We start from the raw sequence: 14,841 nt of genomic DNA, 5'->3' as shown, positions 1-14,841 counted from the left end.
ATATTGCAAAGATAAGATTGCTTTAAAAAATTGCCCTCCATATTTTTACTCCGTTCCGTATATGCATAACAATCAAAGTGGACGATATACTGACAGTTGAAAAAAGTAGCCACAAAGATTCTTTGTGTCTTTTCACTTGATATGTAATATCATCTACTCTCCATGTCTCTTCTTCTCTGAATAATATGGTATGAATACTTTTTTCTTTCCCGATCAAATTAAATGATTTAATTGTTAACCCATCATTTTGTTTTTTCACAATCTCATAACCATTTGGCAAAAAAGAAGCTTGATATACAAGAATATAGGACAAGCAGCAAAGAATAGTCATAATGAAAAGATACGATAAGAGTTTTTTAATTTTTATTGAAAGTTTTTTCTTCACCATCATTCCCCCATTTTGAATTGAAGTATTGCTTTTCAAGTTAAGAATCCGTTTGTTGAATACTTGAAAACATTAGGATTAACCCTACAATTACTAATAAAACTGAAAGAATACTTAACCCTTTATATGTTCATTTAATAATCATATCCCCCTTCCTTATTTTCTTTTAGAACGCATCCCTTTTAAAATAGTGATATTATCAACCTGAAGAAATTGATGATAGGATTTATTCTTCACATCATAAATGGCTATCTTCCCTGTCTCATCATAATGAATTCCCCATCCATATTTTTTCACTAATGGTGACGCTCGAAAGCATGCCTTAGGCTTTGAGAAAAATTCGTTACGTAACTCTTCTAACTCATTGGACTCAATATTTTTCTTCGTTAAATACGTTTGAAATTGAACATCCTCTTGTGTGTATACATAAGGATTGTTAAAGATTAAATCATGTTCAATCGAAGCAATTGTAGGCTTATCGTTTTTAGGAACAGGTACAATTGCAGAAGTAGCCGTAGAATCCTCTGAAATTATGATGAAAGTATTCGTATAGCACATTTTATTTCCCCCATTTTTTATTAAGCATACATATTACCTGTTTACTCATTCATCCGCTCTCTTTACAAACTCCCCAGTATTAGGATTTAATAGGTAAATTCCATCTTTTGTATAAATTATATAATGACCGATTGATCTTTTAATTTCTTTCGTTTCAATCTTTTTTTCCCCTGTTTCATTTTCAATCTTTGCCCCAGCTTCTTTATAAGTATAAGTAGGTAAACAGCTATAGAATGCTGCAGTAAAAATCATTAGACTAACTACGTAAACAATCATTAATCGTTTGAAGATTCTCTTCACTTTATTTTCATCGTGGAGGAGTGTATAAATACTTCCGGTGATTCCTATTGCTACTGCTCCTAATACAAAGCTTACTGTACTATCTATAAATTCATATTTTGTGGCTCTGAAAATATCCATACAGCCAACAATACATACAATCCATTCATGGCATACAAATAGTTCCTTTTCATTTACTCCCTCCCCATACAAGATTCTGTTTTATAATTGGAAAATCCTTCTTAAATAGGTAAATTGAATATAAAAAAGACCAAACGAATGTAGACGTTCGGTCATTCCATCATTTTTAAAATCCTCGAAGCAGCCAAGCCGAGCTCTTGCAATTCTTGCTTCTGTGCAAGATACTGCACGCAATGATTCAATCCTCACAAAAATTATATGTGGATGGATTGCACGTAAATGCAGGTATTACAACAAGAGCGCATTTATGGTTAATCAATCAATCCAATCAAGCAAAGAAATGGTAGTTTGTAACGAGAGTTTACATTTTCTCTTTAATTACTGTTATCTATCCTGATTTTCATAATATGCTTCATCCGCATATTTCTGATCTGTTCCTTTGAGATAAGCTAAAATCATTTTCGGACGTTTAAGTAAAACCCAATCTCCATGTTTATCAAACTTTCTGCATGAAGTAATCATCGCATTTTGGATCGTCCCGTATTTTTTTCCATTTTTCTTTCCCCACTCTTTTAATCGCTTAGCGAAATCAGCGTCTTCTGCCATAACCATTTCTTCATTAAATCCATTAATCGAGTTAAAATCCTTCTTGTAGCACCAAAAGATTCCTACAGATATAGCACCATATTTAAAGAGTAGCGGCCTATTAGTAATAAGGTAGTAACAAATATTCCTACAGACATTCTTTCAAATTTCCCTGTAACTCCACCACCGATGTACTTTTTAGTTGTTAAGTACTTATCTACTGTAGACAACATATGATCTTTCATCTGGGTGTCAGCGTCAATTGTAACGATTATTTCACCTCTCGCAATATCAACACCTGCGTTTCTAATCTTAGAAAGGTTTTTATCGCTATTCTTTATCGTGATACATTTGTATGTTTTTGCAATTTCCTCTGTTCTGTCTGTACATCGATTTAACACGACAATGACTTCTACCTGATTTTCATATAATTTAGATGCTGCTGAAATCGAGTCTAAGCATTTTCCTAAATACTTTTCTTCATTATGCGCAGGAATAATAATTGAAAATTTTATATCCTCTTGATACTTATCTTTTGAAGAGTTCTCCTTTACTTTCATATAGTATCTCTCCCTTTAATGAAACGATTTGAGTAACTAATACTCTCTTAAATGAATTGGATTATTTTTCATTAATTGTAACATTAAAACCATTATAATACTATATTAAACTAACCTGCTTCTTTGGTTGAATAAGAGATTTTATAAAAAATATTGACAAACTATTGACTGCTTTAGTTGAACAAGATTTTTTTATTTATGATCTTTAATTGGCATAAAATTAGAAGGGGTTAATTCTTCAGACTCAATTACAATTGTAGTTAGTCCAGTGGTACTTTTAATTCATCATCACTACGAACCCATCCTTCTCCATCTACAACAATTAGTAATTGTGGGACTGCTTTAATTCCATTCTTCAATGTGTAAAATTTATCATTTCCGCGTTTGAATTCCTCTAAATCAACATCGTTTAGTTCTAGGTGGAAGAAGAGAAATGATTTATTTTTCTTCTTCCATTCTCCTTTACAGACTTTTAAACAGGTCATTCCATCATTTTTTATGCCCTCCAAGTAGACTAGCACGAGATCTTGCAGTTCCTGCTTCAGTGTAAGATACTGCACGCAATATGGCAGTGGATCCATATTTACTTCGGAGGTAATCCATTGTTTTTCCTAGTTTTCGTTCTTTCCATTTATTTTCTTCAAATAGGCTGAGCTGCATAGAATGCTCGGGTTCTAGATTCGTCAATGAAATCGATAATCTGCGAACGGGACGATGATCATAAAATTCATCGAATATACGTTCACATACTTTATATATTTTCATCGTGGCATTGGTTGCTTCCTCAATGGAGCGCGAACGATTGAACCCTCCACCAAATGCTTCTTTGCTGTACCCAACAGCGAGATGAATCGTTCTCCCTGCCATATCCGCTTCTCTTGCACGTCTTGCTACGTCTTCACACATCTCGAGCACAACTGCCATTACTTCTTCCTTTGAACGATAATCACGAAACAATACTTGACCTTTTCCATAACTGATTTGTCCATCTACAATCGGTGCTCCAAGTTTGGACAGATCTACACCCCACGCGTGATGATATAACTGGTTTCCCATGACACCAAACTTCTCCTCTAACAGTTCGAGTGGTGTATGCGCTAGCTGCCCTACACTGATAATCCCCATATTATTTAATGTTTTTTCGAGCCGATAGCCAATCCCCCACATATTACTTAGCGGAGTGACAGGCCATAATTTTTTTGGCACATCTTCGTATGTCCATTTCGCAAAACCTGTTTTTTTCCCTTCCAAATCTAGCGCAAGCTTTGCCATTAGCATATTTGGGCCCATCCCTACCGCACATGGCAATTGAAACTGATTATACACGCCATCTCGTATTCGCTTAATCGTATGTTCTACTGGTCCCCAAAGCTTTTCAGTTCCTCCTAAATCAGCAAAGCACTCGTCGACACTATACACATGAATGGCCTCGCTTGGAACAAACTGATTTAAGAAGCGCGTTATTTCAATAGAAACGCGAACAAAAAACTCCATCTTTGGTTCAATCAAATGAATTGAAGGATGATCCGGTATTTCAAATAGCCGTGTTCCTGTTTTCACCCCAAATTCCTTTTTCATTCTTGGAGAAGCAGCAAGAACAATACTTCCTTTCTGCTCCAAGTTTCCAATAACCGCAATCGGTGTATTCATCACATCAAGCCCAGCATCTGCCGCCGCACAGCTTGCAAAAAAGCTTCGCATATCAATACATATAATTTCTCGATTTTCGAGTCCTTCATACATTATTATTTACTCCTCTCGAAAGGAACATTTGTTCTTATTATATTCCGAACGCACATTCTTATTCAATGGTAAATAATTGTTTTCATTTTGTAACACTCAAGATTAAAAAATGTGAATTTTTATGGAATAACAGGGTATTTTAGCTAAATTGTAGAAATAGATATTAAGACAGCAAATGATATTGATGAATGTTGACAGGAGAGTATCTAAAATGGAAATAAGAAATTCAGCTAAAGCAGTAATAATAAAAGAAGGGAAAATATTGACCGTAAAGATTCATGAAAACGGTGGAACATATTATATTCTGCCGGGCGGTGGTCAAAAACATGGTGAAAATCTGCATCAAGCATTAGAAAGGGAATGCTTGGAGGAGTTAGGAGCAAAAGTGGAAATTGGCGAATTGATATTTGTACGTGAATATATTGGAAAGAACCATGAATTAGCTGCATACCATTCTCATGCACATCAAACTGAATTTATGTTTTTATGTAATGTTAATCAAGATATATTTAATAATGGAATCAGTCCAGAAAAGGGTCAAATAGGAACAGAATGGCTACCAATTAACGAGTTGTTAAAATATAAATTATTTCCGCAAGCGCTAAGAACCCATTTAATTTCTTATTTTGAAAGTGGTAGAGCTTCAACTTATGTAGGTGATATTAATTAAATCCTTGAAAAAGGACCCAAAACTAATCAACCTTTTTGTATTCAGTGAACTATATTAAAAGGATGGGAGAACAGAATCAGCTGTTTTCGCATCTTTTTTCTCCAGTAGGGCTATAAACGCTGTAGATAGACTGACAAATCAAATAGAGTTTGTTCATCGTTTATACCTGGCTCTGCCTATACGCCTCCCTCACCCGCTTGATTGAACTAAGGATCACTAAAGCCCCCGTTATTTTAATAAACCTGTTTAAAAAAATCAGTCATTTGAACAATAATTAGCATCTTCTAAATTAAATTACTTCTCTCTGTTCTCTTTTAGACCTTATTTATATTCATATTATTACAATAATCAAGTATGTAGTTCATACATTGTATTGTGTCATTAATCCGTTGTTTTTTAGATTTACAGTAACGTATGTTTAATCCTTCTCGAATACTTACGGCTTCTTTGATGATATTATGCCATCTTTCTGGCATATAATTTATTGCATTTTTGCCCGCATCTACTTTTGAAATGATTTCATGTTCTCTAAGCGTATAGAATTGCCGTAACATTCCAGTAATAGACCATTGAACTTCCTGATCCACAAGTTTGTTTGGTAATAGAGGCACTAATCTTTTGAATCTTGCAATTGTATTCATTCGATTCAACCAATAGGTGTTCATATTGGTTAGTACGTAATCAGCCAAAGCACTTTCATCAACATCAAAGTGGAATGAAGTTATCTCAGGACCAATAATGCTGATCCCTTTGTCTCTCAGAATCCACCAAGTAGTCGGATTGATACCGTGATTACTCCAACCTATCTTACCTTCGTTTACGTATAAACATTTTTTTGTTTCAGTCTGTTTCTTACCTATATCTTCCCAAAGAAGGTAGCATCCGTCCATTCCTGTTTTTTTAAATTTATTCTTTAATTCTCGATGAATATTAGATAATATTTTAACCTCTTCTTCAGTTAAATGACGGTTTACAATTGTAATGAAATCAATATCGCTAGAGCCATTAATATAAGCGTTAAGGGCAATTGAACCATGTAAATATAATCCCTCAAGTGTATTGGGAATTTGTTCTTGAAATAAGGAAATATATTCACTTAAAATGTTTTGGACTGGTATGGGAATTTTTGAATCCATAAAATTACTCCTTTTCTTTAGACTCATGGTTGCACCATCCTTGCCTTCATTCTAACTAGAAGGAGGATGCTTTTGTTTTCAAACCAACTTTATATTATTTCGAGCTTTTTTTATTTTCATGGTAGTTGAATAAGTAAATTCTATTTTATTGCATTTCGTAAGTTTATAACATTATTCGGATTAATTGCCCATTTACTCATAAGCTCTTTTTGCCTATTCTTTAGGTCTTCATATGGTTGTTCAATCATTTCTACTACATTAAACCTTTCATCGAAGACCTTAGAATCTTTTATTTTTCTATAACCACCAAATCCTAAGTCGTCATTTAGAAGCCAAACTACTCTTTTGATATTTGCAAATAAAATCCCACCCGTACACATAGGACAAGGCTCTAATGAAGTGTATATTGTGAATTTTTCTCTTTTTATTTTTGCGTTAAATATTGCTTGACCCGCATTTCTTATAGCATCAATTTCCGCGTGGGCAGTTGCATCTTTTGCTGGATGTACTCTATTTCGTCCTCTTGAAATCAAGTTAAAGTTTTCATCAACAATTACTGCCCCTACTGGGTATGTATTTTCCTTTAATGCTTGCTCTGCCTCTTCCAATGCCATTTCTAAAAAAAGTCTATCTTTATCAATACTCATCATTTCCCCTACCTCAAATATTGGATTTGTGTAATATTCTTGTTCAACTACACCCCCCCTTAAAAAAGAGCCGTCTAAGCAGCTCATTGATCTTTTACTAATACACCCTTTAGCTAAATATAGATATCGTTTAACAAATCATAGTTAACTACTGCTCTCGTCACTACATTCATCATGAGGTTTAATGTGGAGGATGATGGTTGCTGCTTTCTTCCCGGTCAGACTGATAAGCTAGTGTTGCTGGGTTCGTATTGCCAAACGTCAGATACCACGGCATTCCTAATGGTCCTCCCGACATAGCAGGAGGCACGAACAGATCATATGTCTTGTGATAGACGTTGTAGCGGCGTACCGAACCAGTGTATGGTCCCGCAGGAGCCCCCGTATCAGGGTCAGACGGGCCATTAATGGGGACAAACAGTTTTCCGTCAGGTCCGAACAAGATTGCCTGCGCAAAGGCGCGTGGCTGTCCGACGACATCGAGATCAATTTTGTCGAGTAACTTGCCCTTGCGGCCGTCAAAGATTAGAATTTTATCCGTGTCACTCGCGTCCCTTCTGAAGCTAGTGATATAGAGGTTGCCGTCAGGACCAAATACCAAACCTTCAGGACGATTGAGGTCGTTAAAGGGGTGAATGAACACTCCACCGAACGCCCCTGTTTTCGAGTTATAGCGTACTACGTATCCACCAAGCTGACCTTCCGCAGTATTAGGATTGTTACGGACGGACACATACAGATAGCCATCCGGCCCTATGACTACACTGCGAGGAAAGAATTCCCCACTGGGTGGATGGGCAAGGTTCCTCATAAACGTCGCGGTATTGCCATTATACTTATACATCCGAACTTCCCCATGCTGACCGTTTTCTTCAATCACTAGGTCAGCCACAAACAGGATATTGTGTTTCGAGAGGACGATGCCGCGTGGAGCGAACGGGGCGCCAGTTGCATCGGATTTAACAATTTCACCCAGAAACTCCCCTGTTTGACCATTGTACTTCAAAACGTTGCCGGATCCCTCATCGACTTTCTGGTTTGTGACAAGTAGATTGCCTTCATGGTCGAAGATAAGTCCCCGCGGACCATTCAAGCCGTTGTTGCCTGACGCGACAAAACTACCGAGGAACCGTCCCGTTTCTACGTCGAAAGTCTTCACGGTGTTGTCAAAGCCGTCACCAATATAGAGATAGTCGCACTCGAAGCACCTGTTATGATCTTTTTGATTATGCATTTTATCACCCTTTTAAAAACATATTTTAAGTAAAAGATTAGCTTTTACCTATATTAATATATTCTTACGGAGATTTATCGTATAGGACATGAATGCTGATAGAATATTTTTAAGTTTTTCACTAACTTGCCTCGATAATTTAATAAGAAATTCCAACTCTAACTCACGTAATTGCCTTGACTATTCACCATAACGAGAAATCACTATGCTAAATTGTCATTTTTCTTTTGGAATCCATATCTATATAAACCCAGCAAAAGAGGATACATTATAATAAACGTGAAAGCCGTAGCAAAAATCAATTCTCCCTGTTCAGCTGCATCTTCAAACCCATAATAAAGTGTAGTTACAATTAAATCTATTACAGTAATTAGAAATATGATTTTCCAAAAAGATTTTGAAAAGAATTGTTTATTATATACATAACCATAAAATCCCACTGTGCTAATAATACTAATAATCATACTCACAATTCCTATCACAGATCCTACCAAACCGTATTCATTTTCTAAAAACATTGACGCTATCTACATACCTAACATTGCCCAAAAATAAATTTTCCAAAGCATCTTTATATCTCCTGTTTCCTCATATATCATATTGGCACGTATTTCTTTATTATTCTATATACAAAAACACCAAAAAATTTCATTCCTTTTTCACTAACCTACCCCGTTAGTTTAATAAGCACTATCTAAATTAGATAGACTTTAATTTTCAAGTTCAACTTCCTGATTGCAATACTCATCATAAAGTAATTTCATTGCATCGATAATTATTTCATCTGCTAATTTCTCTTTATATCGATTTGGTAACTCCTTTGCACCCAAAACAAATAATAATGGATTTTTGGAAAACTCACCCATTATTCCAATATCAACTACTACATTATCTAATCCACCAGTCATATGATTTAAGAAATGGCTTGGTATACCTTCTATATCACCTCGTTGCCTAACTAAACCATTAATAACTGGAATCCATAAATTAGGATTAGTTTTGTATCCTTGATATATTAATCGTAAAAGTTCTAACATCTCACTCAATTCTCCGTTGTTATCCAAGTCTCTTGGATTTTGAGTAATATTTATGTTATTAAAATATGATTTTATTTTATTGTTAATCATTTCCCATCCACCACAAAATTGAACAATTCTCTCTGCAACAAAGCTATCATGACAGGCTATCATCACTTCCACCGCATCTTGGAGTGCCAAGTTTTCTCTATTTTGAAAGTGAGGATACACTTCGTTACTATCCTCTTCTGGATTTAAAATTACATCTTCAACAATGTCAGTCCATTTATAGTGTCTTTCTTCAACCAATTTTGCTATACAAAAGGCAATTGCAACTTTTGCCGCAGAAGCAAGGGGTACTAATAATCCTTTATTTAATGATAAAAGTATATCCTGTTTTACTTGAGAATAAATTATAATTCCCACTTCACCTGATTCTAATTCCTTTAGTTTTTCGAGAACTTTCTCCATTTTCGAACCCCACTTCACACTATTTTCTATTTACTTATTCTCTCTGTAAACTTGTACTTGTTCAACTAAACTGCTGCGTTAGTTTAAGTGTAACATTTCACAATGGATTTCTGAGATCTACTTGATGTTTTGGATAAAAAAATAGACCATCGAAATGATGATCTTGTTTAACTAAAGGGCCAGTTAGCTTAATAAAAAGGGATGCCAATATTATTTAGCCTTATAAGTTGACTAATTTACTACTTCCCCTTTGGCATTCAATATTCTAATTTCATAAGAGTCAATATGAGATACTGAATTTAGTTCTTTAGAATGTAAGATTTCATTTACTGTCTCTTCAATTTCCATTGCTAACTTATGTGCATCTTTATCTAAACCTTTTATTGATGTATGAATGGTAATGGATGTTAGAGAATCAGTATTTATATTTTCAATTACTTCGTAATCTTCTTTAAGACCTTCCATTAAAGTCTTTGTTAAAAGTAAAAGTTCTTTATTTATATTTTTTTGTTCTTCAGTAATGATAGATAAATCAAGTCTCTCTACAACAACTGTATAGTCTTTTAATGTGGAAGATTTAATTACACTTTTTGCAATGGACTCAAGATCCTTTTTTACTGAATTAAAATATTTTTCATTCTCTTTAACTTGTATCCTCAATTCTATCTCTGAGTTCGAACTTACAACAAATTCCAACTCCTCATATTTCTCATGAATTATTTCAGTTACCGTGTTCAATGTGGATATATTTAGTTGTTCTTCTTTAGTAAATAAAGGTTTTTGTTCCTCTTTATTTGCAACAGCAGTATCAGCTTCTAAAGATTTATTTAACAGGCTAAATGATGCTATTCCCACTATAAGTATTCCAGCAATTATCAATATCCTTTTTAACATATAATCCCTCCCGTTAAGAAGGTATGTCCTGTATCCCTAAAAAATGCCATGAAAACACAACGTCCTCTACTTGAGGTAGTCGAGTAGAAGGGAACCTCTCTACCTTTCGGTAGATTGTGTTCCACCCCCCTCACAGAACCGTGCTTGCGCTATTTACGCACACGGCTCCTCCTAGTCATCATTCACAAAATATAGCTAATCTCTTTTCTTAAGTCGTATATATTCACCTTAGCTCTTGGAGAAGGTAACGGATATTTATGAAGAAAGAGATTGAATTTATCCCAAGTAAAGGATTTTCTTTGACTTCTTCTGTTGAGCCATTTAAAAAGTAAATATTGGATTTTGTCTTTAAAGTGGTGAACACTTTGAGTGTTATCCGTGATGCAATAGTAGTTGTAATAACCTACAAGTGAGCGTTTAAATCTATCCATAATCATATGAATATCATTATTTCGGTTATTCTTTATCCATTCTTTCGATTCCTTCAGTTTTCCTTGTAGCTTTTTCCTGCTTGATTTCCGTTTCACACGAAAGTATCCAGATTTACTCTTTCCACAATAGTGTGTAAAACCTAGGAAATCAAAGGTGGCAGGTTTTCCATTTCCCTTTAGTTTTGCATCTTTCTCCGCAAATCTCCCGAAGGGAATAATTTTGGTTTTATCCTCTGCTATTTCTAGGTTAAACTTCTGTAATCTCAACTTCAATGATTGAAAGAATTCCTGAGCTTCGCTCTTATATTGGAAGCAACACACAAAATCATCGGCATATCTAACTATGTATGCTTGCCCTTTACACTGTTTTCTGACCTTTTCCTCAAACCAAAGGTCCAGGACATAGTGGAGATATAGATTGGCTAGTATCGGAGATATAACTCCACCTTGCGGTGTGCCTTTATCTGTCTTGTATTTCTTTCCTTCCTCCATGTATCCACCTTTTAGAAACCTGCCAATTATTCTTAGTAGGTTAGGGTCAGTAATTCGCAGTTTTAAGAACTCCATCATCCATATGTGGTCAACGTTGTCAAAGAACCCTTTAATATCTACATCTACTATATAATTTACTGATTTCTTTTCCATATAATGATTTAATATTTTCAAAGCATCGTGGCAGTTACGATTTGGGCGGAACCCAAAAGAGCAGTCTAGAAAATCATTTTCATAGATGGCATTTAGTATTTTTGTAATGCCTTTCTGTACAATCTTATCTTCATGTTCCGGTATCCCCAACGGTCTTTTCTTGTTGGAGTTAAGCTTAGGAATATACATTCTCCTCACGGGAACAGGATGATAACTTTTACTTTTAAGCCTACTTACTAAATCCTCTATATTTTCCTCTAGTGTTTCACTGTATTGCTCTTTAGTTGTGCCATTAATCCCAGTTGCCTTCTTATTAGGTAATTCAAGATGACATTGCATTAANTGCTTATTTAGTAAATGTACAATAGATGTAAATTTCATTTTCGGATCAGATTTTGCTAATTCTGCTATCCTTAATAGTTTTGTTTCCATTTAGTATCCCTACCTCTGTGTGTAGTAAATGTGTCCTTAGTAAGGATGATAACTGGTAGCTAGCCTTTCCTCCATCGGCATTACCCAACTTCATTGGTACTACGCTGCTATCCGACTCCCTACAACGGCATTTGGTTTCCTTGCTTATTATCGCTTGTACACCATACTCTTCTATAAGAAGAGACCGGTAGGGTCTCCCGAGTTGCCGTATCATATCCATGTGTGACGTGCCAAGGTCTCTGACCCCAGAGAGGTTTTATCCTTCTTGCCTTTAACGAAGAATAAAATGTAGTTTTCTGCCGCAGGTAAGGCATCAACCCTCTCGATTTACTAACATTATGGGGCTCAATCCCTTCAACCATTTGGCTTTCGGCCCGCCACCTAACTGTCTACGCTTAAAGGCTAATGTTACCATTAGCCCTCCAAGACTCGCTACGAGTGAATGGCTAGTTCTTTCTCGACGGGAATCCNTGTTGCTTTCTGCTGTGCTTAAGGCATCAGCCCTCTCGATTTACTAACATTATGGAGCTCAATCCCTTCAACCATTTGGCTTTCGGCCCGCCACCTAACTGTCTACGCTTAAAGGCTAATGTTACCATTAGCCCTCCAAGACTCGCTACGAGTGAATGGCTAGTTCTTTCTCGACGGGAATCCCACCCGCTATATGATACGACCTAGGCTCGGCCGCACACCTGCCCCGTTAGTTTAAGTACATTTCTTTACAATCTTTATAGTTATATTAACATAAATATCCAATGAAAAAGATCATCTCACCTCGTAGAAATCTATAGAGGAGAGATGATTTTAAATCAAACTTTATTATAAATGAACAAGTAAAATAATATTTTAGAATACCAATATTATACCTAGGAAAATATTGCAAAATTTATAACTCCTGATATTCTTATATTTGCGGGATATGCCCAAGGCAGAAAATGGAATATTAAAATAATCAAAGGGAGTTCATCAATGAGAAGTAGCTTAAAGATTAAAATGTTAATGGTTTTTTCAATTTTACTTATTATTTCGTGTTTTCTGATTAGCTTTTTTGTTTATCGTTCATCGTTAGATCTAGTGAAAGAGACTGTTGGTCAACAAAATTTAGCTATGATTGATCATGCAATCTCTAAGATAGATGATAAAGGTTATCAAAATTTAGAAATTAATGCTAAAAAGGAAGGGTATTATCAAGAATTACAAAAAGAACTAGGCTCTGTTAAAGAGTTTTATGAGGTATCTAGTTTGTATACGATGTCTCGTGTGAAGAAGGGTGAAGACTACGAATACTACTATATGGTAGATAGTACGCCAAGTGAGGGTTCAACGATCGGTGTTCAAGAGGAATCACCAGAATCCTATCCTAAGATGAGACAAGTATTTGAAACAGGGAAAGTACAATTTCAGTTATCAAATGATGCAGAATATGGTGCTGTACTAGCTATTTATGCTCCGATAAAAAATATGGCTGGTGATGTGATTGGATTATTGGGGGCAGATTTGGATGCCACAGAAGTTTATGAAGCCATGGATACCAATCAAATGAAAATTATTACTATTACACTGATTGTCTTATTAGTAGGAATCTGCATTGTTTATTTCTTCACAGATTATTTAACGAAGCCTATACGAAAATTAACATCACAAGTGAGAAAAATTGGTAATGGTGATTTAACTGTCGTGATAGAAACTGGCCGAAAAGATGAAATTGGACTTCTAACACAAGCATTTCAACAGATGGTATTAGATTTACAAAATATCATTCTTGGCATTAATGTTGGGTCCAAGCAGTTAATTGACACGACCAATTCAGTGGCTAAAAGTAGCGAGAAGGCAAGTGAAGCAATTAGCCTGATTTCTGCGTCCGTTCAGGAAGTATCGGCAGGAGCGCATGCACAGTATAAAAGCTCGGAGGAAAGCTCTGTTACATTAGAGCAAATGTCAGAGGGCATTCAACAAATTGCTGAAGCTTCTTCAAATGTATCTCAATTATCATCGATTAGCTTACAAAATGTAGAGCTCGGAAATAGTAGCATTGAAAAAGTGATTCATCAAATGAATGTTATTCATCAATCTGTTCAATTATCGGCAAATGCAATTAAAAAACTCGAGAATCAATCAAACGAAGTTTCGCTTATTATAAATATCATTCGTGACATTGCTACACAAACGAATCTACTTGCATTAAATGCTGCGATTGAAGCGGCTAGAGCTGGTGAATCTGGAAAGGGCTTTGCTGTAGTAGCTGAGGAAGTAAGAAAGCTAGCTGAGCAATCGGAAAAATCAGCAAATAGCATATCGGATTTGATTTCTAAAATAAATGTGGATACGAATTTAACAGTACAAACAATGAATGTTGTAACAGGAAATGTAGAAGACGGTATACAAGCTGTTGAGGAAGCTGGAAAATCATTTGAAAGTATTCTCCATTCTGTTCAGGGCGTAGTATCTCATACGAAGCAAGTCTCTGTAACTTCAGAAGAAATGTCAGCATTCTCGGAGGAAATCACAGCAGGAATAATGGAAACGACGATGCTTGCAAATAAGGCTGCAAAGGCAACAGAAAGTGTGGCCGACCGAACAATTGAACAAGAAAACTACAATCAAGATATCCTTAATGCCGTTTTAAGGCTTAATAAAATGGTGAAAGAACTTGAAAAAACAGTTTCAAAGTTTGATGTAGGTGTCAAAAATACAGATAGTCCCGACGTTATTTAAGAATGAAAAGATAATCTTTAGAATTAAGATTGATTAAAAAATTTCCTTCAACCTTTATTTATAAGCAAATGCAAAAACTCCATTTTGAAAAAAGATTGATCAAAATGGAGTTAATCTTTCTAACTAAGTATGAGATTTTTATAAAAAAGTTTGATCAATTAAATTAGCCTTATTCAACTAGTCGAGTAGAAGAGAACCTCTCTACCTTGCGGTAGATTGTGTTACTCCCCCCTCACAGAACCGTGCTTGCGCTATTTACGCACACGGCTCCTCCAAGTCACCATTCACAAAATGTAGCC

14 protein-coding genes and 1 pseudogene are annotated in these 14,841 nt (G+C 35.4%); 2 read left to right on the top strand and 13 right to left on the bottom strand.

What is annotated here, in order from left to right; all coding sequences use genetic code 11:
* Nucleotides 1-22: 22 nt before the first annotated feature.
* The 6 genes and pseudogenes from FG384_RS12225 to FG384_RS12200 all read right to left on the bottom strand — a co-directional run bounded on the left by FG384_RS12225 (nucleotide 23) and on the right by FG384_RS12200 (nucleotide 4,251).
* Entirely contained in the window at nucleotides 23-385 is a 363-nt protein-coding gene (locus FG384_RS12225) for a hypothetical protein (RefSeq protein WP_142642889.1), read from the bottom strand.
* A 156-nt stretch (nucleotides 386-541) separates the two neighbouring features.
* A complete protein-coding gene (locus tag FG384_RS12220; protein ID WP_142642888.1) occupies nucleotides 542-943 on the bottom strand; it encodes a DUF6157 family protein in 402 nt (133 codons plus the stop codon).
* Between the two features lie 45 nt (nucleotides 944-988).
* Nucleotides 989-1,363 carry a hypothetical protein gene (locus tag FG384_RS12215; protein ID WP_142642887.1) on the bottom strand — a complete coding sequence of 125 codons (375 nt, stop codon included), beginning with the start codon at nucleotides 1,361-1,363 and terminating at the stop codon, nucleotides 989-991.
* A gap of 384 nt (nucleotides 1,364-1,747) precedes the next feature.
* Nucleotides 1,748-2,508: pseudogene (locus FG384_RS12210) on the bottom strand (glycosyltransferase).
* Between the two features lie 260 nt (nucleotides 2,509-2,768).
* A complete protein-coding gene (locus FG384_RS12205) occupies nucleotides 2,769-2,993 on the bottom strand; it encodes a hypothetical protein (protein ID WP_142642886.1) in 225 nt (74 codons plus the stop codon).
* Between the two features lie 4 nt (nucleotides 2,994-2,997).
* Nucleotides 2,998-4,251: a Y-family DNA polymerase gene (locus tag FG384_RS12200; RefSeq protein WP_142642885.1), complete on the bottom strand. Its 1,254-nt coding sequence runs from the start codon at nucleotides 4,249-4,251 to the stop codon at nucleotides 2,998-3,000.
* 211 nt (nucleotides 4,252-4,462) lie between these two features.
* Here FG384_RS12200 and FG384_RS12195 point away from each other — a divergent pair, with 211 nt between their 5' ends.
* On the top strand, nucleotides 4,463-4,921 hold the full coding sequence (locus tag FG384_RS12195) for an NUDIX domain-containing protein (RefSeq protein WP_142642884.1): 459 nt from the start codon (nucleotides 4,463-4,465) through the stop codon (nucleotides 4,919-4,921).
* A gap of 314 nt (nucleotides 4,922-5,235) precedes the next feature.
* Here FG384_RS12195 and FG384_RS12190 read toward each other — a convergent pair whose 3' ends face one another.
* From FG384_RS12190 to ltrA, 7 genes are all read right to left on the bottom strand, one after another.
* Nucleotides 5,236-6,057 carry an aminoglycoside adenylyltransferase domain-containing protein gene (locus FG384_RS12190; RefSeq protein WP_166462440.1) on the bottom strand — a complete coding sequence of 274 codons (822 nt, stop codon included), beginning with the start codon at nucleotides 6,055-6,057 and terminating at the stop codon, nucleotides 5,236-5,238.
* Nucleotides 6,058-6,197: 140 nt separating this feature from the next.
* Nucleotides 6,198-6,704 (bottom strand): nucleoside deaminase, encoded by a 507-nt coding sequence (locus FG384_RS12185; protein WP_142642882.1) that lies wholly within the window; start codon nucleotides 6,702-6,704, stop codon nucleotides 6,198-6,200.
* Between the two features lie 181 nt (nucleotides 6,705-6,885).
* The gene (locus tag FG384_RS12180; RefSeq protein WP_142642881.1) at nucleotides 6,886-7,938 is read right to left on the bottom strand and encodes a hypothetical protein; all 1,053 of its coding nucleotides are present in this window, start codon (nucleotides 7,936-7,938) and stop codon (nucleotides 6,886-6,888) included.
* A 203-nt stretch (nucleotides 7,939-8,141) separates the two neighbouring features.
* Nucleotides 8,142-8,456 (bottom strand): hypothetical protein, encoded by a 315-nt coding sequence (locus FG384_RS12175; RefSeq protein WP_142642880.1) that lies wholly within the window; start codon nucleotides 8,454-8,456, stop codon nucleotides 8,142-8,144.
* A 192-nt stretch (nucleotides 8,457-8,648) separates the two neighbouring features.
* Complete coding sequence (locus FG384_RS12170; protein WP_142642879.1) at nucleotides 8,649-9,425, bottom strand: serine hydrolase; 777 nt, start codon at nucleotides 9,423-9,425, stop codon at nucleotides 8,649-8,651.
* Between the two features lie 231 nt (nucleotides 9,426-9,656).
* On the bottom strand, nucleotides 9,657-10,319 hold the full coding sequence (locus FG384_RS12165) for a DUF4030 domain-containing protein (RefSeq protein WP_142642878.1): 663 nt from the start codon (nucleotides 10,317-10,319) through the stop codon (nucleotides 9,657-9,659).
* Between the two features lie 182 nt (nucleotides 10,320-10,501).
* Nucleotides 10,502-11,734, bottom strand: a complete 1,233-nt coding sequence (gene ltrA / locus FG384_RS12160) for a group II intron reverse transcriptase/maturase (protein WP_476748478.1) — start codon at nucleotides 11,732-11,734, stop codon at nucleotides 10,502-10,504.
* Nucleotides 11,735-12,796: 1,062 nt separating this feature from the next.
* Between ltrA and FG384_RS12155 the strand changes: the two genes are divergently transcribed.
* On the top strand, nucleotides 12,797-14,542 hold the full coding sequence (locus FG384_RS12155; protein WP_142642876.1) for a methyl-accepting chemotaxis protein: 1,746 nt from the start codon (nucleotides 12,797-12,799) through the stop codon (nucleotides 14,540-14,542).
* Nucleotides 14,543-14,841: the final 299 nt, after the last annotated feature.

This window comes from Psychrobacillus vulpis (genome assembly GCF_006861825.1).
GTDB classification, from domain to species: Bacteria; Bacillota; Bacilli; order Bacillales_A; family Planococcaceae; genus Psychrobacillus; species Psychrobacillus vulpis.
The sequence above is the reverse complement of the archived record's forward strand: the minus strand, read 5'-3'. Positions and strand labels throughout refer to the sequence as shown.